The sequence below is a fragment of the Brasilonema sp. UFV-L1 genome, assembly GCF_012912105.1.
Classification (GTDB): domain Bacteria; phylum Cyanobacteriota; class Cyanobacteriia; order Cyanobacteriales; family Nostocaceae; genus Brasilonema.
Genome location: NZ_QMEA01000005.1, coordinates 145,944 through 164,673, shown reverse-complemented (window position 1 = coordinate 164,673; position 18,730 = coordinate 145,944). Strand labels below are relative to the sequence as shown.

At 41.9% G+C, this 18,730-nt stretch carries 13 protein-coding genes and 1 pseudogene; 5 read left to right on the top strand and 9 right to left on the bottom strand.

The window, feature by feature from the left end; genetic code table 11:
• Nucleotides 1-326, bottom strand: a pseudogene (locus DP117_RS03235) (outer membrane protein assembly factor); the annotation flags it as partial.
• Between the two features lie 403 nt (nucleotides 327-729).
• Between DP117_RS03235 and DP117_RS03230 the strand changes: the two are divergent.
• Complete coding sequence (locus DP117_RS03230; RefSeq protein ID WP_169216886.1) at nucleotides 730-2,106, top strand: lipid-A-disaccharide synthase-related protein; 1,377 nt, start codon at nucleotides 730-732, stop codon at nucleotides 2,104-2,106.
• Between the two features lie 265 nt (nucleotides 2,107-2,371).
• A complete protein-coding gene (locus DP117_RS03225) occupies nucleotides 2,372-3,109 on the top strand; it encodes a Uma2 family endonuclease (RefSeq protein WP_169216885.1) in 738 nt (245 codons plus the stop codon).
• A gap of 24 nt (nucleotides 3,110-3,133) precedes the next feature.
• On the opposite strand, the gene DP117_RS03220 is transcribed toward DP117_RS03225, so the two are convergent.
• The 3 genes from DP117_RS03220 to DP117_RS03210 all read right to left on the bottom strand — a co-directional run bounded on the left by DP117_RS03220 (nucleotide 3,134) and on the right by DP117_RS03210 (nucleotide 7,724).
• Nucleotides 3,134-3,664, bottom strand: coding sequence for a DUF2085 domain-containing protein (locus DP117_RS03220; protein WP_169216884.1), 531 nt, complete (start codon nucleotides 3,662-3,664; stop codon nucleotides 3,134-3,136).
• Nucleotides 3,665-3,787: 123 nt separating this feature from the next.
• The gene (locus DP117_RS03215) at nucleotides 3,788-5,899 is read right to left on the bottom strand and encodes a TIGR00300 family protein (protein ID WP_169216883.1); all 2,112 of its coding nucleotides are present in this window, start codon (nucleotides 5,897-5,899) and stop codon (nucleotides 3,788-3,790) included.
• A 970-nt stretch (nucleotides 5,900-6,869) separates the two neighbouring features.
• On the bottom strand, nucleotides 6,870-7,724 hold the full coding sequence (locus DP117_RS03210) for a TetR/AcrR family transcriptional regulator (RefSeq protein WP_169216882.1): 855 nt from the start codon (nucleotides 7,722-7,724) through the stop codon (nucleotides 6,870-6,872).
• Between the two features lie 211 nt (nucleotides 7,725-7,935).
• Here DP117_RS03210 and DP117_RS03205 point away from each other — a divergent pair, with 211 nt between their 5' ends.
• The 3 genes from DP117_RS03205 (at nucleotide 7,936) to DP117_RS03195 (ending at nucleotide 11,389) form a co-directional block, all read left to right on the top strand.
• Nucleotides 7,936-9,243 carry an ABC exporter membrane fusion protein gene (locus DP117_RS03205; RefSeq protein ID WP_169216881.1) on the top strand — a complete coding sequence of 436 codons (1,308 nt, stop codon included), beginning with the start codon at nucleotides 7,936-7,938 and terminating at the stop codon, nucleotides 9,241-9,243.
• On the top strand, nucleotides 9,240-10,418 hold the full coding sequence (gene devC / locus DP117_RS03200; protein ID WP_169216880.1) for an ABC transporter permease DevC: 1,179 nt from the start codon (nucleotides 9,240-9,242) through the stop codon (nucleotides 10,416-10,418). Before DP117_RS03205 ends, devC begins: the two co-directional genes overlap by 4 nt.
• Nucleotides 10,419-10,684: 266 nt before the next feature.
• A complete protein-coding gene (locus DP117_RS03195; protein WP_169216879.1) occupies nucleotides 10,685-11,389 on the top strand; it encodes a DevA family ABC transporter ATP-binding protein in 705 nt (234 codons plus the stop codon).
• An 18-nt stretch (nucleotides 11,390-11,407) separates the two neighbouring features.
• On the opposite strand, the gene DP117_RS03190 is transcribed toward DP117_RS03195, so the two are convergent.
• The 5 genes from DP117_RS03190 to DP117_RS03170 form a co-directional block, all read right to left on the bottom strand.
• On the bottom strand, nucleotides 11,408-14,233 hold the full coding sequence (locus tag DP117_RS03190; protein WP_169216878.1) for a DEAD/DEAH box helicase: 2,826 nt from the start codon (nucleotides 14,231-14,233) through the stop codon (nucleotides 11,408-11,410).
• Between the two features lie 452 nt (nucleotides 14,234-14,685).
• The gene (locus tag DP117_RS03185) at nucleotides 14,686-15,390 is read right to left on the bottom strand and encodes an ankyrin repeat domain-containing protein (RefSeq protein ID WP_169216877.1); all 705 of its coding nucleotides are present in this window, start codon (nucleotides 15,388-15,390) and stop codon (nucleotides 14,686-14,688) included.
• A 7-nt stretch (nucleotides 15,391-15,397) separates the two neighbouring features.
• Nucleotides 15,398-15,877, bottom strand: a complete 480-nt coding sequence (locus tag DP117_RS03180; RefSeq protein WP_248277505.1) for a DUF2656 domain-containing protein — start codon at nucleotides 15,875-15,877, stop codon at nucleotides 15,398-15,400.
• 2,309 nt (nucleotides 15,878-18,186) lie between these two features.
• Complete coding sequence (locus DP117_RS36865) at nucleotides 18,187-18,270, bottom strand: hypothetical protein (protein ID WP_339381305.1); 84 nt, start codon at nucleotides 18,268-18,270, stop codon at nucleotides 18,187-18,189.
• Between the two features lie 86 nt (nucleotides 18,271-18,356).
• Nucleotides 18,357-18,680 carry a HAMP domain-containing sensor histidine kinase gene (locus DP117_RS03170; RefSeq protein WP_282440247.1) on the bottom strand — a complete coding sequence of 108 codons (324 nt, stop codon included), beginning with the start codon at nucleotides 18,678-18,680 and terminating at the stop codon, nucleotides 18,357-18,359.
• Nucleotides 18,681-18,730: the final 50 nt, after the last annotated feature.

The following is an 18,730-nucleotide window of genomic DNA, read 5'->3' as shown; positions in this document are numbered from 1 at the left end:
GGGGAAGGTGAGGGAGATGAAAAACTCACTTCCCTCATCTGTTCTTTTTCGTTGTTTTCTTTGGGAGTTTCTTGTATGACGACTGATTTATTGCTACTGTCAGTTTGCACACTACCTGATTTTTGAGAGAATTGTCCAGTGACTACTGTCTCTGGGGGTGCAATCGTTTCTATTCGTGCGGGCGTTTCTTCTGTCGCTGGCACTACTACGTTATCAGGTTTTTCCGTTTGATGAGAAGTGTCAGAGGGTGCAGCTAACACCGCCTGATTTGCATGGCCAGCTGCCAAAGTTGTTAAAGTCAAAATTGCTGCAGAAGAAACTCGCATAATAATAGTAGCCTAATTAACAGGGAGTTAGTTTGTACTTTCTGTACTGAGGTTAGGTCATCAGGATAGTGAGCAATTGAAAATTCGCTGCCTACGGCACGCTACTAACACATTCAAAATTCAAAAAAGAAGAAGTCTAGTACGGTGGGCGTGTAAATAGACATACCATTTGACAAAGCCCAAGAGTCTAGATTATAAACTTTTGACTTTTTAGCTCCTGACTTTTCCGTTTTTGTACTAGTACTGGCAAACATTCTGTGTGTCAATTGTGTATAAATTGTGTATAAATTGTGTATAAATTAAAGGCGTGATAGCTTACTAACGTCTATCTACATTGCCGATTTATATCCCCCATTGATTGCTCTTGTTCCAAACGACAGTTATTTTTAAATTTTTGTTTCTCATGAGTGATTCATCACCTGCACCGCTAACTTCTGATTTCGATAAAGATACTCCAGACTTACGGTTACTCGTTTTAAGCAATGGACATGGAGAGGATGTGATTGCAGTCCGTATCTTGAAACAACTTCAGCAACAACCTAGCCCACCGGAAATCTTCGCTTTACCGTTGGTGGGACAAGGATACGCTTATCAAGGGTTGGATATTCCCCTGATTGGTTCAGTACGCACGATGCCATCGGGTGGTTTTGTTTACATGGACGGACGCCAATTTGTACGGGATGTACAAGGTGGTTTGTTACAACTCACCGTCAGTCAAATCAAAGCTGTACGTCATTGGGTAAATACTCAGAAAAAATCAGGTTACAGAATTGCGATTTTAGCAGTGGGCGATATCGTACCACTTATCTTTGCCTGGTTGAGTGGTGCTCAATATAGCTTTGTAGGCACAGCAAAATCAGAGTATTATGTGCGGGATGAAGTGAGTTTATTAAAACGGAAAGCAAAAGGAGCATGGTGGGAAAGTTTTTCTGGCTCAGTTTACCATCCTTGGGAACGTTGGTTAATGAGTCGTCAGCGTTGCAAGGCGGTGTTTCCTAGAGATTCGCTCACAGCAGAGATTTTGAAAAGCTTGTCGATTACTGCTTTTGATTTGGGGAACCCAATGATGGATGATTTGGAACCAACAATTTCACATCCAAGATTTTATAATACTGATGTCGAAAACCAAGAATTAGCTCGACCTTTAGTTGTCACTCTCCTACCTGGTTCTCGTCCTCCAGAAGCATATGCGAATTGGCAGCAAATGATGATTGCTGTCTCTGCAATCATGGCACTTTTTAGCGAGCAAGAGTTTCTCAGACACACTACTTGTGGAACAGTCGTGTTTTTGGGTGCGATCGCCCCAAGTTTACACATTGAAAGTATACGTCAAATTCTCGAATCTCAAGGCTTTTGTCCTTATGCTGAACCTCCAATCCAAATTCCCGACAAAAGTGCCTTGACATTTAAGCAAAAAAATGGGTTTTTTCTTCTTTCACAAAATGCGTATAACGACTGCTTGCATCAGGGGGATTTGGCGATCGCAATGGCGGGAACAGCAACAGAACAATTTGTGGGTTTAGGAAAACCAGTCATAACCATTCCCGGAAAAGGTCCTCAGTTTACCTATGCCTTTGCGGAAGCACAAAGCCGTCATTTGGGACCATCTATTATTTTAATAGAAGAACCTACACAAGTTGCTAAGGAAGTCAAATCACTACTTGCCAACCCAGACAGGTTACAACTGATTGCAGAAAATGGTATACGACGGATGGGAAAACCAGGAGCAGCCAAACGAATTGCTGAGTATTTAATGGAGCTATTATGGAATGAATATTGATTTTCAAGAGCTTCAATATGCTGACTGCGTTAATCAGGTGGAACACTTAGCTACATTAAATTTATTGGCGTTGCTGAATCCATGTATGAAAAAGATGTCGTGTGATTCCAAACCCTTGTAGAGAACGCCACATCGGGATACGCGGGAAACCCGCGCACGCGAGTGGCGCAGTTGCATGCAACGTCTCTACACTTGGATTCATACTTCAAATCAGCAACGCCAATTTATTAAATTTACTTTCTTATAATTTCGGCGAGGTCATGTCATGGTAAGTGAAACTAAAACTCAAATTTTACCAGACCATACCCAGTTACCAGAGTCTGATGGTACCTTTGTGAAGAACTTTCAAGAACATCCTCAGAGTATTTTATTGACCGACTCTATCCAACCTCGCTTGAAAGAAATTCATCCAGATGGGCAATATTGCATCGGGCAAGACTGTGGTATATACTGGCGGTTGACAGAACCTCCGGAAAGAGGTGCAGAAGCACCAGACTGGTTTTATGTATCTAATGTACCACCAACTCTTAAAGGTGAAATACGGCGTTCCTATGTTCTTTGGCAAGAACTTATCGCACCTCTTATTGTTCTAGAATTTGTTTCTGGTGATGGAAAAGAAGAAAGAGATAACACTCCTTACCAAGGCAAATTTTGGATTTACGAACAAGTGATTCGTCCACCTTTCTACGGAATTTATGAAGTCAAAAAAGCATCAGTAGAAGTTTATCGATGGGTTGCAGGAGGCTACGAACAAATAAATGCCAACGAGAGAGGACATTATCCTATTGTTCCTATGGGTGTGGAATTGGGTATTTGGCAAGGTTACTATTTAAATGCAGAGTTACCTTGGCTACGTTGGTGGGATGAAGCAGGAAATTTGTTACTCACAGGAGAAGAACGTGCTTTACAACAACGCCAACGAGCAGAAAAAGCAGAACAGGAGAATGGGCGTTTGCGGGAACAATTACGTGCTTTGGGTGTAGATCCAGAGAGATTAGAATAGTGAACAATTTCTCATAAATGAGTTCTAAATTGCATCTGCTCGCCGCCACTCATGCAAAATTGGCATAGTAAACAAACCCCATGCCAAACCTGTCATCAACCCAAAAAGCATAACAACATAATTATGAAAACTCCACCAACCTAAAACCTCTGCTGCCAATTCCAATGGATAAGCCATCATCAACACAGTAGCAAGCACTGCACCATTCCAACCGTACTGATTTAACCAGTAAAAACCTTTGCCACCCGTCACTCCATATAAAACGCGAGTGATCAACAATCCTGTAACAGTACCGTAGCAACGCATACACACAGCCATAATATAAGGTGGTGACAATGCTACCCCCATCTCCGGCTGTGGACACACATGAGTTCCCATGAAATAAATAATATTTGCTATCATTGGTAACATCGGTAACCCAGACGCCGCCAAAAATGGAGCAGCAAATGGTCCTACCACCATCCCTACTAATAAGAAATCAGCAATTGCACTCACCCAACGAATTTGAAAGTGCTGAGTGGAAAAACCTTTTTTAAAAACTAATCCTGGCAACATTTCTTTCTTCTTTCGTTTTTTCTTGGCGTCCTTTGCGTCCCTTCGCTTCGCTCGAGGGCAGGCTTGGCGGTTCGTTTTTTTAAACACGAAGGTGGGCAATGCTACCCACCCTACTTTCTTAACTTAACCCACTTTAGCAATATACGGACTAGTCAACTTCTGTAACTGCTGTACCAACAGACTGAGGAACAACCCAACATCTGTCACAACACCAACCGATTCTATAGAACCTCTGTCACTCAACTTTGTCACCACAGCTGGATTGATATCCACACAAACCATCTTCACACCAGCAGGAGTCATATTTCCCACACCGATTGAGTGCAGCATACTCGACAGCATCAAAATCATATCTGCACCTTTGAGCAGTCGGGCGTATTCAGTTTGCGCCGTTATCAAATTCATCTCGGTATCCGGCAAAGGACCATCATCGCGAATCGAACCGGCAAGACAGAATGGAATCTGATTACGGACGCATTCATACATAACGCCACTCTGAATGATCCCAGCTTCAACAGCTTTGGCTATGCTACCATAACGACGAATCGTATTAATCACTTTCAGGTGATGGCGATGTCCTCCGCGTACAGCCACACCCCGCTTCATATCCACACCCAGAGAAGTTCCCATCATTGCTTGCTCGATGTCGTGGACGGCGATCGCATTTCCACCCAGTAACGCCTGCACGTATCCTTCTCTGATTAGTTGTGACAGATGCTCACCGCCTCCAGTATGAATCACCACAGGTCCTGCTGTGACAACAACTTTACCACCACCATCTCGGATTTTACGTAATTCCCAAGCGACTTGCTCAACGACGAGTTCCACGCGCCGTTCACTGGAAACACCCGCCGACATAAAGCTGAATTCTTGAGCGTTACGTTGTTCCCGTGATTCTGTTTTCCGGATGGTGCGAATACCTAACACATCGACAACGACTTCTTCGCCAACTTCTAAATCACGTAAAATTTTACACTTTGCTAATATGCCTTTGGGTGTTCGAGTGATGGCGATCGCCCCATCCATCCGCTGATTTTGTACCTTCACCCACTCACCATTAATCCGCACTTCTGTGGGATAAATCGTGCTCACATAAAAATCATCCGGAGCAACCCCTGCTTGAGTTACCGGCTCCAATTTAGCATCGCGCTCATCTTGGGGCAAGTCTACCGCACCCAAATCAATCAGATGTGATATGATGCTTTCCATCACTTCATGGGAAGGCGCAGATACCTTCACCTCAGCTGCTGATGTACTTTGCCGCTGTTCTCCCAGTGAGAAATTCAGAACTTGAAAACTACCGCCGTTATCGACAATCAAATCCAAAGCGCGGTTAATCAAGCCAGAGTCAAGCAAGTGTCCTTCTAAGGTAAAGACGCGACTTTCAACTGACACATTGGCATGAACTTCTTCCCGTACTGGTTCGGTGACTCGTAGCGTCAAGCATTTTGCTGCGCCACCAGCTTTAAGAAACTCCGTCAATGGCGTTTCAAGCACTCGGAAACCAACTTCTGCAAGACGTGCTTTGAGTCGTTCACTCGCCTTATTCATGACGACGATGCTGTCCACATTCACCGCATTGCAAGCGAAGTGTACCGCGTCAGCTTCTGTAATAGCTATCCGCTTTTCTTGTGATACCCGCATTTCAATTAAGCGGTTAGAGTAGGAATCAAACGCAGGTGGATAGTACAGCAAGTAACCATTGGCAAGCGGACAGAAACAAGTATCCAGGTGATAGAAACGCTCATCAATCAGCCGCAACGAAAGCACTTCAATATCTAACCACTTTGCCAGGTAAGGGTGAGAATCTAACTCTGTCCGGAAACCGTATCCAGCCCAAAGCCAGCGTCCTTCCCGATCCAACAGTGCGTCTCCCGCACCTTCAAAAGGTAAGTCTTTCGGCAATTCGTGGACAGTGTACCCGTTCTCTTCAAACCACTGCTTGAAATAAGGCTCTTCGCCCTGACGCTCTTTATGTAAAAAACGACTTAATACAACAGTCTTTCCTAGTACCAAACCAGCGTTTGCCGTGAATACCATATCCGGCCAGCCTTTCTGAGCTGGTACTATGTCAACAATTGCGTGTTCTTTCAAGACGTGATGTAATTTGTCCCACTGTTCTACGGCACGCTCTTGCGATGATTTGTGAATGTTCCCTTCCATCCAAGGGTTAATCACATAATCCACATCATAGTGGTTAGGGGGACACATTAAAAAGCGAATCTGGGAAGTCATATGGTTAGATGCAGTTAGCCTTTATTTAATACAAATTTTTACTGATTTAATTTGTATATTTCAATACTTAATCGCTTTCTTGAAAATTAAGTTTTTGAATTTTTGTAAAAAGTCGCACGAAGACTATGGTCTATTGTATCTCGAAGAGGGCTTTTATTTGTAAGTTATTTTAATCCCTTACGGAAAAATCCACAGGTTTAGTATTAAATCTGTGTTAATCAACACAGATTTTTGTAATCTGAACTCCAGCTATAGAAAGAGTTTTACAAATACTCGTATCAGTAACATAAACAGATGAAAACGGTTTAGTGACAGCCTCCAGTAACACGCCTGGAGGCTTTTAATTGTAAGTCACTTCATCTTTTTCAAGGGGTTATTTAACTGAGTGTTGGTACTAAACCCGCTACAGCACTGACTGGGCGGGTTTTTTGTTGTTTTTACTTATCAGAGAGTAAAGTTCTTGTATTGATATTCGGATTACCATTGATGTGCTTCCCGACTAAAAGTTTGGGGGATTCTTAAAAGATGTTAAAAAGTAGGTTAAAATCATTATGCAGAAAAAAATTTAAATGAAGTAAACACTAAACCAGAACTTAAGAAAGAATGTATTGAAATACTGAATAGTATTAGGGATGAGTCAGTAGACAATTATTTTGAGAAGCGCAAAGCTGCCAAAAAAGTAGAAAATATAGCAGTCAGAAACATGGTAAAGAATACCAAGCTGGCTAAATCAATTAGCGATGCTGGATAGGGTCAATTTTGCACCATACTGAAGTGACAATGCTTGATGAGACGCAACAACCATGTATATACAATTACTTCTGTAATCAAGATTGCCAGTGCGGCCTTAAAATAATCATCATATCTTTAAGTTGTAAGACTAGTTTTTACTATAACCACTCAGATGATTTAAACTTTTACAACCATGTATATACAAAAAATGCTAAACCTGAAAACTCGTTCCAAGTCCTCAACTAAGTCCACCATCGCGAGCAATGATTTCAATCATCTCACTGCGAGTCAATTGATGTTTAGCTGCAACTTGGGCTAGTTTTTCCCAAGCTGTATCTGTTAGTCTGATAGATCTTAAACGTTTCGGCTCAGAGTTATAGTCTTGCTCAAATTGACCGGAATTTTTACGGTTACGCCTGGAAGATTTCTGCCTTGTCCCTGAGTATTGATCTACAGGTGAATGCTTTGTCGTCTGATTTATAGTCAACAAGTCAATCAGGTTGTTAATCAGACGCTCCGGCTCGATTGGTAAAATATCCTTGCCATATAGTATCTCCGAAATCAGGATGAAATGTACTAACGTCCCAACTAAGACTCGCGCAGCAACCTCTGAATCAGGTAAGTTGAGTTCAGTACGAGATTCGAGGAATTGACACAAATCCTCTAAGAATGGTTTTTCAATGTTAAGAACGAAGGCTCGCGCTAACTCTGGAAAACGTCCAGACTCACTAACTATCAAGCGCATTAATCCTAACACCTGTTGGTCACCTATAATGTGGTTTAGCATACTGAATGCCAACTGCCGCAGGATGATAGATGCTTCACCTTGCATAAGTTGAGCTTTTTGCGGATTAAACGATGCATAATACTTGGACAGTACCAATTGCTGCATGAGAGCAGTAAATAGTCCTTCCTTGTCTTGAAAGTGGCTGTAGACTGTTGTTTTAGACACACCTGCTGCTGCTGTCACCCGATCCATTGTTGTCGCAGCGTAGCCATGTTCTAGAAACTCTTGCATTGCACCTGCCAAAATGGCATCCATTTTTTCGTCTGACAGCTTACGATCGCGATTATTAGCTTCTGTCTTACTCATTTTTCACTTTCTCTACTTTTAGCAGGTTATAGCTGTTTGTAACTCTTGTGCAATAAAGGTTTTTTGTAGGGACACAACAATCCTCCCGAATACGGAATCTATATAACTAACCACTACTAGAAAATTTCTCTTGACAAAATTGTACTGTACAGTTTAGTTTAAAACAAGAAACTAAACTATCTAGTTTATTTTGTCCCATAGGAGGCACCTTATGGTGCGCGATGCAACAGCTAGCGGTTCCGTATTCTTCAAGCATAGCCGTCGCCCACTGACGATATTGGCGGTTGTCATAACATTTGTTGTTGCAGGGGTGACAACATACCGGTTTTGGCAATTAAAGTCACACCAGTCTAGTGTGACTCAAAAGTCTCAAGTGAGCATTCCTAAAGTCATAAAAGTCGTTGCTTTGGGAAGGCTAGAGCCACACGGAGAAGTCATTAAAGTTTCTGCGCCGACATCTAGTCAAGAAAATCGAGTTGAGCAATTGTTAGTAAAGGAGGGGCAAGAAGTTAAAAAAGGTCAAGTGATTGCGATTCTTGACAGCAAAGATCGTCTTCAAGCTGCTGTCATTAAAGCACAGCAACAAGTAAAAGTGAAGCAGGCAAACCTTGCTAAGGTGCAAGCAGGTGCAAAACGCGGTGAAATTGAAGCACAAAAAGCCACAGTTGAGCGACTCAAAGCGCAGTGGTTAGGTGAGAAGACAGCGCAACAGGAGACGATCGCCCGACTCAAAGCGCAGTGGAAAGGTGATAAAATAGCTCAGCAGGCAACTATTGAGAAATTCCAAGCAGAACTCAACAACGCTCAAGCTGAATATGAGCGCAATCAGCAACTTTATTCTGAAGGTGCAATTTCTAAGTCTTCATTTGACAGTAAGCGCCTCAGTGTAGAGACTGCAACACAGCAACTGAAAGAAGCCAGAGCAATACTTACTCGTATTGATGGTACGAGTAGTAGGCAAATCAGCGAGGCTCAAGTTGTTCTCACCCGCATTAACACCACGTTTAGCAAACAAATCAGCGAAGCTCAAGCTACACTCCAGAAAATAGCCGAAGTACGTCCAGTGGATGTGGAAGCAGCAAAAGCAGAAGTTGATGATGCTCAAGCAGATGTCAATAAGGCTGAGAAAGATTTGCAACAGGCTTACGTGCGATCGCCACAAAATGGTCAGGTGTTGGACATACACACACGTGCTGGGGAACTCGTGTCGAATGATGGAATTGTTGAGATTGGGCAAACCAGTCAAATGTATGTAGTTGCAGAAGTTTACCAAAGTGATATTAACAAAGTTCATCCAGGACAGAATGTGCGAATAGTCAGTGATTCTCTACCTGGTGAATTGCAAGGAAAAGTGGATCGAATAGGCTTACAAGTGCGTCGTCAGAGTGTCGTCAACACTGATCCTAGTAGCAATATTGATGCCAGAGTTGTGGAAGTACATATCCGACTTGATAAAATATCAAGCCAGAAAGCAGCTACGTTAACCAATTTGCAAGTTAAGGCGGTGATTTTACTGTGATTGGATTTATACAACAACAATTACAGCGGCGAACACCTCTAGGTTGGCTGCAGCTAAATCATCAGAAAAGCCGTCTGCTTGTCGCATTGTCAGGTATTGCTTTTGCTGATGTCCTTATGTTTATGCAGCTTGGTTTTCAGAATGCACTGTATGATAGTAATACTCGTCTCAACCGAGTTTTGCAGACAGACATCGTTTTAGTTAGTCCCAAAGCTCGTAATATGCAAAGTTTGTCTACATTTTCCCGGCGGCGACTGTATCAAGCTTCTGCTATATCAGGAGTGAAATCAGCAGAAGCATTATATGTCAGTCTGATCACTTGGAAAAATCCACAAACCCGTCGTGAAAGTTCAATTCAAGTGCTTGGCGTTAATCCTGAACAACCAGCTTTTGAACTACCAGAAGTAGACCAACAATTGGATAAAATTAAGTTACCAGATACTTTCTTATTGGACAAAGATTCTAAAGGCGAATATCAAGAAGCGATCGCCAAAATTGAACAAGATAAAACCGTTACCACTGAAGTAGAGAATCGCACGATTACTATTAGTGGCTTATTTAAATTAGGGACTTCGTTTGGGGCTGATGGTAACCTGATTACCAGTGAGCAGAATTTTTTACGACTCTTCCCTGCACGAAAAGCAGCGAGTATTAATCTGGGTTTCATTTCTCTTGAACCGGGCTATGATCCACAGCAAGTGGTAACAGCATTGAAAGCTTACTTACCCAATGATGTCAAAGTTCTGACTCATCAAGAATTTATCCAGCTTGAGGAAAACTATTGGCAGACAGAAAGCCCTATTGGCTTTATTTTTGGTCTGGGTGTATCAATGGGGTTCATAGTTGGCATCATTATTGTTTATCAAGTTCTTTCTACGGATGTCAATGCACACCTGAAGGAATATGCAACTTTTAAAGCAATGGGGTATCGCAATCTCTACTTGCTAGGAGTCATTTTTGAAGAGGCTCTCATTTTAGCATTTCTAGGCTTTATTCCAGGAACAATAGTTCCTTTAGGACTTTACTTTTTGACAAGAACAGCAACAAATTTGCCTATATATATGACTTTAACACGAGCTTTTGTGGTGCTCATATTGACCATTATTATGTGTGTTCTTTCTGGAGCGATCGCCACTCGCAAACTCCAAGCTGCTGACCCTGCTGATATGTTTTAAAAACCACAGGCTGCGCCCCGCTACGCTAACAGAACAGAGAATTCAGTAGTCATAATGATAAACACAAACAAATAAGAACACAAGCCCCATTCACTACGCTCAAATTCGTACAGTGAGAAATCCAAGGTATGACCTTCGGACATAACTTTGCATTGTGTTCGCTTAGCGTACACAAGAAAGCATATTTTGAATTTCCCAGAGGGGTGTTGCTAAAAACTGAGTTCTTCTTAAAGTCATTTACGAATAATTGAGTTTTTTCTCATATCATGAGTGAGTCTGTCATTTCTATCCAGAATCTTGACCATTATTTTGGTCGAGGTCAACTTAAGAAGCAAGTTCTGTTTAACATCAACTTGGAAATCAATGCTGGTGAAATTATAATTATGACAGGTCCTTCTGGTTCTGGCAAAACAACCCTTCTGACGTTAATAGGTGGATTGCGTTCCGCACAGTTTGGTAGTTTGCGTGTTTTGGGACAACAACTATGCGGTAGTAGTGCTGAAAAATTAACAATTGCACGACGCAGTAACGGTTATATTTTCCAAGCACATAATCTACACGGTAGTTTAACAGCATTGCAGAACGTCAGAATGGGTTTGGAACTGCACAAAAATGTGAGCGCCGAACAGATGGTGAGCCGCTCAATTGCGATGCTAGAACAGGTAGGATTAGGAAATCGCCTCAATTATTATCCTGACGATTTGTCGGGTGGACAAAAACAAAGAGTGGCGATCGCCCGCGCCTTGGTAGCAGAACCTAAAATTGTCCTTGCTGATGAACCCACAGCAGCACTCGATAAAAAATCCGGTCGCGATGTGGTAGAATTAATGCAACGCCTTGCGAAAGAAAATGGTTGCACAATTCTGCTAGTCACCCACGACAACCGCATTCTTGATATCGCTGACCGAATTATATATATGGAAGATGGTCGTTTGGTTGACAATAACAATGCTGTTGTCATGGCGGAGTGATGAATCCTCTACATTTTTCTATTTATATATTGCATCCAACAAAAACAATCCAATATCCTTATGTAGTCCCATATTCTGCTGTGAACACCCACAAATGTGCAAACATCGCGGACAACCCGCTTCACAATCACATTCGGCGGCTAGGGCATATGCTTTAGCAGCAAAACGAGGTAATTCATGAAAAATGGCTTCCGCTGCACCATTACCACCTTCGTTAGTGTCGAAAAAGTAGCCAATTGTTTCACCTTCTTTTTGCGTGACTATTCCATCCACATCTAGGCTAGAGGACAAAACTACCAGTGGTACAGCTTTGACTATCTGGTGTTCGATGCTATGTAAAGCCGTAAAATCAGCACTGCTAGTCCACAAAGCCTTAAATTGTTCCGGAATTTCCCTATCTTCACCAGAATGTTCGGCAATTTCTCTCTTGTAGAGATTAACTTGAGTAGAAAGTGCTTGTTTTAGAGGTGCGTTTACCTCCACCAACACGCAAGGTGCTTGATATTTAGTAACATATGGCTCTTCAAAAGCCACTTCTGATTGAACTTGTGTGACTTCTCCCGAATATAGAGAAAGCTTGCAAGAAGGACAGGTTCTACCTTCTAGGGGTTTTTTGTAATTAATGCAGCGCTGGTTTTTACAAGTCGTCCCGTAAATACGTTTCATCAACTTGTAACCAGTTACACTTGTTGTCATTTCTCCCCAAACTAAAGTTAACTGTAATTTACCATCTTTGATATTAGTGGGAATAATCTTGGGTTGTGCAAGTGTAGAAAGTGGTACGATATCAAGGTCTGATTCTGCTTCAGTAAATGAGTCGGTGTCTTTACCCAAAAAGGCGAGTTTTGCTTCTCCTCGTATTTGATCCAAACTTTCACAGCGGTAAGCAATCAGTTCGCCACTTTCATCTTGCACAGAATAGATCGCTTCGGGAAAAACTTCCCGGTAAGCAACAGAGAGTGACATTGTTTCTAAAGTTTCGCCTGTAAGCTTATCAATTAAAGAAATCGAAGTTTGAGTGCTGCTTCTAATATTGAGATCTTTGTGTGGGTATCCTTTCCCCCACAATTTGCCGTTATGACTTAAAAAAAGTTTATTTTGTTGCATGAGTGAATCTGCAACTGCACCAGCCACATTACCAAAACGGCTGTTTAATTCCTTCAAGGCAAGACTGCTTTCAACGCAGCCGCACTCCAAATGCTTGCCTAAAATTGTCGGATAATCTGGGTTAAAAGCCGCAGATTCAACTTCTTGCGACAGTAACTCTGTAGGATGTTGGGAGTAGAAGACATCAATTGGATTTTGTCCCACAGGTAAATACATTACCAACCCGTGTTTTTTGCGTCCGGCGCGTCCTACTCGTTGCCAAAAGGACATCAAACTACCAGGAAAACCACGAATTAAACAGCAATCTAATTCAGGTAAATCAATCCCAGCTTCCAAACTAGAAGTTGCAATAATGACTTTAATTTGTCCAGTTTGCAGGTTTTGGATGATTTGCTGACGGCGATCGCCTGTCAAAGAACTGTAGAAGATCGCCACTTTGTCAGCCAGTTGTGTCAATCCTTGGCGTTGTGTTTCCCGTTGGATTAATCCTAACAAACCTTTGACTGCTACGCGAGAATTGCAAAATACAATCCCGCTCAAATTGTGCTGCAACCAACCAATAACTATTTGGCAAGCTTCCACATTGGCGGCGCTACTTGGTGCAAGAGATAATAAAGTACGTCCGGCACTTGGCGCGCCACTGCGTGCAATCAGGTGTAACCTTTCGTGTTGATTACTTCTGCCGCTAAACCGCAATGCCATTTCTTGAGGATTGCCAATTGTTGCACTCGAACAGATAACTTGCAGCGAGTGAGAATTTCCGCCAACAGCATCAACTGCTAACCTGAACCGCCGCATGAGATTGGCAAAATGTGCGCCAAAAGCACCAACATAGGTGTGGCTTTCGTCAATCACCACCCAGCGCAACTGTCTTAAAAATTGCCGCCAGCCTTCTCCTTCCTCACGCCGCCGCACATTATATAGATAGTGATGCAACAAGTCGGGACTGACTGCCAGAATATTTGGGGGACTAGGGATAAACAAGCGCTGTCGTTCTTCTTTTGGTGTATCTCCCGTCATCAATGCGACTTTGAGGCGGTTGTTGGGTATTGCCTTCACCAATGAAAGCAACTTTCGCATTTGGTCGAGGGCTAATGCCTTCAGTGGAAAAATATACAACGCTGTTGTTTGCGGTTGCTTGATGCAAGATTCCAGAATCGGGAGGTTGTAGCACAACGTCTTTCCGCTTGCTGTGGGCGTAGTGATACTCAAGTCAAAACCAGCACGCAACTTTGCCAGTGCTTCTAATTGATGTGAAAAAATACTGGTGATACCGCTATTTTGCAAACCCAAACGCAAAGCGGGCGGTAAATCATTGGGTATGGGGTGAATCATCCCTTGGTTGGGATTTTTAATATCTACCGTGGTGACGGTTGCTATCAGTTCTTGAGCGATAGACTGAAATGCTATGTGGGGGATTTGTTGAATTTGTTCACGAATGATTACAACGTTGGGATTGGTTTCCTCAACGAAACCAGTGGAGTCAGCCAAATTGGTGTTGCTTGCTTTAATTGAGCCTTTCGCGAGTGCATCTTCCCAGTTAGCAAATTGGGTTGGCTTAACTTCTTCCACAAACTTGACAATTAACCGCTTGCCCAATATCGCCATGACTTCACCTACGCCATATTCAGGGGAGTAGACGTGTTTACCAGCTGCTAACCATTCGGGTGGTTCAGAAACAGTTTGGTTAGCAGCGCGGATGATGGCGGTGTAATCAGTTGGTTTGTTGTCGCTCACAAAGAAAATGTTTTTAACTTGTGGTTCTTATAATTTATAAGTGTGACACTCCCAGCACTTTCAGCCGTGGATTAAGGACAAATCTTTTTGTAACCGTTTGCAGTGTCCAAACCCGGTTTCTGCTGTCTTAACGAGCATTATATCAGAAATTACGCTCGTTAAAACGAGCCGTGCTCACATTCTTCGCCCCGAACTGAAGTTACGGGGCTACCACGCTCCCGTGTTATCTAGGTGTAGTGAGGTTCTACTGCAAATGCCAGTTTTTCATACTTGTTGGCAAAGTATTCAACCGATATTCCGCACCCTCAACTGTCACAATCGGTTTTACGTGTAAGACCCCCGCCCGTTTGTGGACTTCTTACTCGTTAACTTGTAATTCGGCACCGCAGTTTTTCAGTACGAGCGATGAAGCGGCACGGAGCTAACGCTATCGGCTCTTGGTGGGGAGAATGTCAATCGATTGCGCCTGCCTGTTGTAAAATTTGAGCCGCACTAATGGGACGAAACGATCGCTTGGCTTCACTCAATGCTGTTGCCCCCCAACGGTTTCTGGGACGAAAGTCCGCGCCATGCTCTAGCAAGAGTTCCATAACCTCTAAATCTCCTCGTGCCGATGCCATCATTAAAGGAGTCCAGCCACCGATGTTCTGCGTATTCACAGATGCTCCTCGTTCAATGAGCGCCTTCACTGTGTAAAACTGCCCATTGTCAACTGCCAAGTACAGCGCTGTATCGCCAATCTTGTTGGTTGCATGTACATCTGCTCCCAAGTCAATCAGGCGTAGAATCACATCTGTTAGACCAAACCGAGCAACGGACATGAGTACAGTCTCACTGTAGTGGTTTCTCGGATGGATATCAGCTCCATAATCTAGCAACGCATAAATGCATTCTGAATAGCCACCCTCTGCGGCGTACATCAGAGCTGTGTAGTTCGCATCATTGATGACATTTACATTTGCGCCATGCGTCAGTAGAACGTTAACTACATCAACATAACCTTCTCCAGCTGCCCACATGAGTACGGTATTGCTTTGTCCAACTGGGGTAACTCCCCCAGTTGTGTTGACGTTTGCCCCTTGATTTAAAAGGGTTGTGACCAACGTGGCATCTCCCCGAACAACTGCTCGGATCAATTCATGGTCTAACGAAGACATAATTTAGCTAGCCCCACTGCACTAGTTCAACCTTAAATATACTATCAGCAGGTTTTTGAGCAATGGTTGCTTCCCAAGCGATCGCCTGTAAAAACTGCTTTATCGAAGGAGTTTCCACCACATCCACCCCCCATTGTCCAGGTTGTAGCGATTCCGGAGCAGGATTGATTGCCAAAGTCGTTTTCATTCCACCCAAAACCAAAATATCTGGAAGTGGTTGTTCGCAAGACAACTGCTCTCGACGCTTTTGAGCTAGTATTTTAGCGCAGCGATCGCCTAGAAGCTGCGGCGAAAGTTCGTCGATGGAAAACAAAATTTCTAGGATCCAGTGAGGATTGTCCACTAGCCGACATTTGATATTTTCCTCATCACTGAATCCTTCAATAAAGATCGTGGCGAACTGCTCTCGACTGAGTTCGGGGACACTGTTGTCGGACACATTAAAGTTATGGGAAAGCAACATTCGTTGCTGGGGTAGGCTGCTCATCTGATTAAAGATTGTAGTTATCGAGACTGATAGCTTTCAATTTATAATTTTTCGGCTATCCTTCGTAACTCTTTTATTTTTCCTTCAATTGATAAGGTAAATTAATTCAATAACATTTATGCATCAGCTATTTCTATTCATAAATCGATACTTAATGCAATCTTCACTTAACATATGAAGAATAATTGACAACATTCTCAAGTATTCACGTATTTACAAGGCTTTGCTAATGTAGTATGATTTTTTATAATCTTGGCCTGGTTTGATCAAAAAACAAAAAAACTCAGTTTGTCTTCAAAAAACACTCTAGATTAGAAAAATCAGGCAACTTCATTGTAGTATCAACGCATTCTTGACTCCTATTTTGATGATTTTCACAGATAAAATAATTAATTTTTGTGAACTAGCTTGATAAAGAATTATTGCGCAAGTGTCTTACTCAGATCTTGGTCTGCTATGCGACGAGCAGTTTGCTCAAAGTCAGTTGCAGCAATTTTGTCTAAATAGGAAGCAATGTAATCTGCGCCCAAAGCGGCTGCAATTAGAACTTGGTGAATAGCGTAGGCCCTAGTTAGCGTAACTCGAGTCTCCTGTGCAATCAGCTTTGAGGCAGCCTTGGTTCCAATTTTGGTAATCAGCACCTTGACTACAATCCGTTCATTGATCGCTGTTCAGTTTTCACCAATGAATTAACTGTGGTTCCTCAGGTCTGGAGATGGACTTCTTTAGCCTTTAGAGAAAACGCTTGCTTGGCTAGAGCCTTTAACTGTGAAACCAGTTACAGTTGCTACTATCCACCAGTTTTTATATTTATGCCACCATATAACTTTTTAGTTTTTTGCGGGTGTAATGGTAAATGCAAAGTGGCAGTTTGTTTTATGCACAACAATTATGATACGCAAGGTACAGCCAATGTTAATAGCAAAAATCAAACTAAAAGTAACTAACCCATGTAAAGTGTAAGACTGAATGTAAAGACTGTAATCAGAACTGGAATCACAGTATTAAACTCTACTTTCTGTGTCTTTAATATTTTTAGAAAAGACATCGGAACAGTGATAGGCCATAAAATAGTACTGATGATAAGCATCACAAAAGACAAAAAATGATCATCTGGAGAAGAGCTAGGATGACGGATAAAAAATCTTAACCAGTTGATAAAAAAATAACAAGTTGTTAGCAGATAATTAATCAGAAAAGCCAATTGCACCTTATTCACTGTAGCGACTCCTTGGTTATCAAAGATTCAGAAAACATAACTTACGGCTCATCTATTACAAAAAATCATCAGTATAAGCTAGAGGTTAGTCAAACAACTATCCTAATTGATGAAGCAGGTACATACACTTTTTGATAATTTAGCTAAATGTTAATATAACCATAAAAAATTACAAATCAGTACATACACCTAATTCATACAAATTTGAATGGAACGGAAATTTTACGGATATGTTTTGACTATCTTACCTTTGCTTATCCATAGACCAGAAATTTTACTGATTCATCATAACTATCTCACCTTTTGTATAGTTTTAATATTAAAAAATTAAAAAATAAAATTGATATGTCATAAGTTAACTTGAACAAAACTGATACCACTTTGGAAGTTGCCCAACAGTCTTGAATATAAAGACATTTACATAGATACAAAAGAAAATCAAGTATAGAATGATTGATTTTGATTGGGCATCATCAATAGCTATATATGTCTTTTTATACAAAATAGTTTTCGGAAAAAGTTCAGTAACTCTTGGTTAGAATCCCAGATATCCTAATCAAAAAGCAACCCTGTGTTATAACGCACAACATAGGAAAGAGAAATTTATACTACACAAAAAGTTGGACTATACTTAAGTTCAATAGATAAAAAGAAGAGTATTACGCGTTTAATTGCTGTACAGTGAAGAAGTAAAGTACTTTCCAGTTGTAAATATTTTTATTTTTTGTTTTCAATTTTTGAATTTTGAATGATTTATGTACCATATCTTAATCTTGAGAATAGTTCTGTGAGAACAGATAAAGTGAGATGAATTTGACACAAGAGGTGTAATCAGTTGTGTCATTAGCTTGTATACTTAGTGCAGGTTAATTTTTAAAACAGTGAACAGTACACAGTGAAGGAGTCAGGAGTCAGGAGTCAGGAGTCAGGAGCGGAGCAAGGAAAGCTCCGCCTCCGGTCAGGAGTCGCAATTCTTTATTTATTTCTTCTGAATACTGAATTCAGAATTGCTGTTAGCGTAGCGGGGCGAAGCCCATTCTTCTTCAAACTGACAACTGATAACTGATAACTGGTAACTGTTAAAGTTAACTTAAGCCAAAGGCAGAAAAAAACGAAACGTGCTACCCAATCCTAGTTGACTTTCGACTTCAATCTGACCGCTTTGCAGTTCCACTAAACGGCGCGAGATGGTTAAACCTATGCCTGTTCCTCCAGAATGGCGATAGCTAGCCCCTTAGGGGGCCTGCGCTAACGCTTGCCTTACGAGCGCAAAGCGCACGCTACGCGCTTCGGCAGATCGCGAGATTTGTGAGCTCGCCAGAAGCGCTCAAAGACGTAGGGCAAATCTTCTTTGGCAATTCCCATTCCTGTATCAATGACTGCAATCCATAGCCTAGAGGGCTCAGCCCAAACACGAAGAGTAATCAAACCTTTAGTGGTATAACGCACTGCATTACCAAGAAGATTGACTAGCACCTGTTCTGTACGGTCAATATCTGCCAATACTATGGGGAGTTTCGATGGACACTCTAAGCGCAAAACTGGTCCATCTTCTAGTAGTTGGTCAGCAAATGTCTCGACCATTGACTCCAGCAAAGGACGCAGATTGACTGGCTGTATCTTTATTGGAAGAT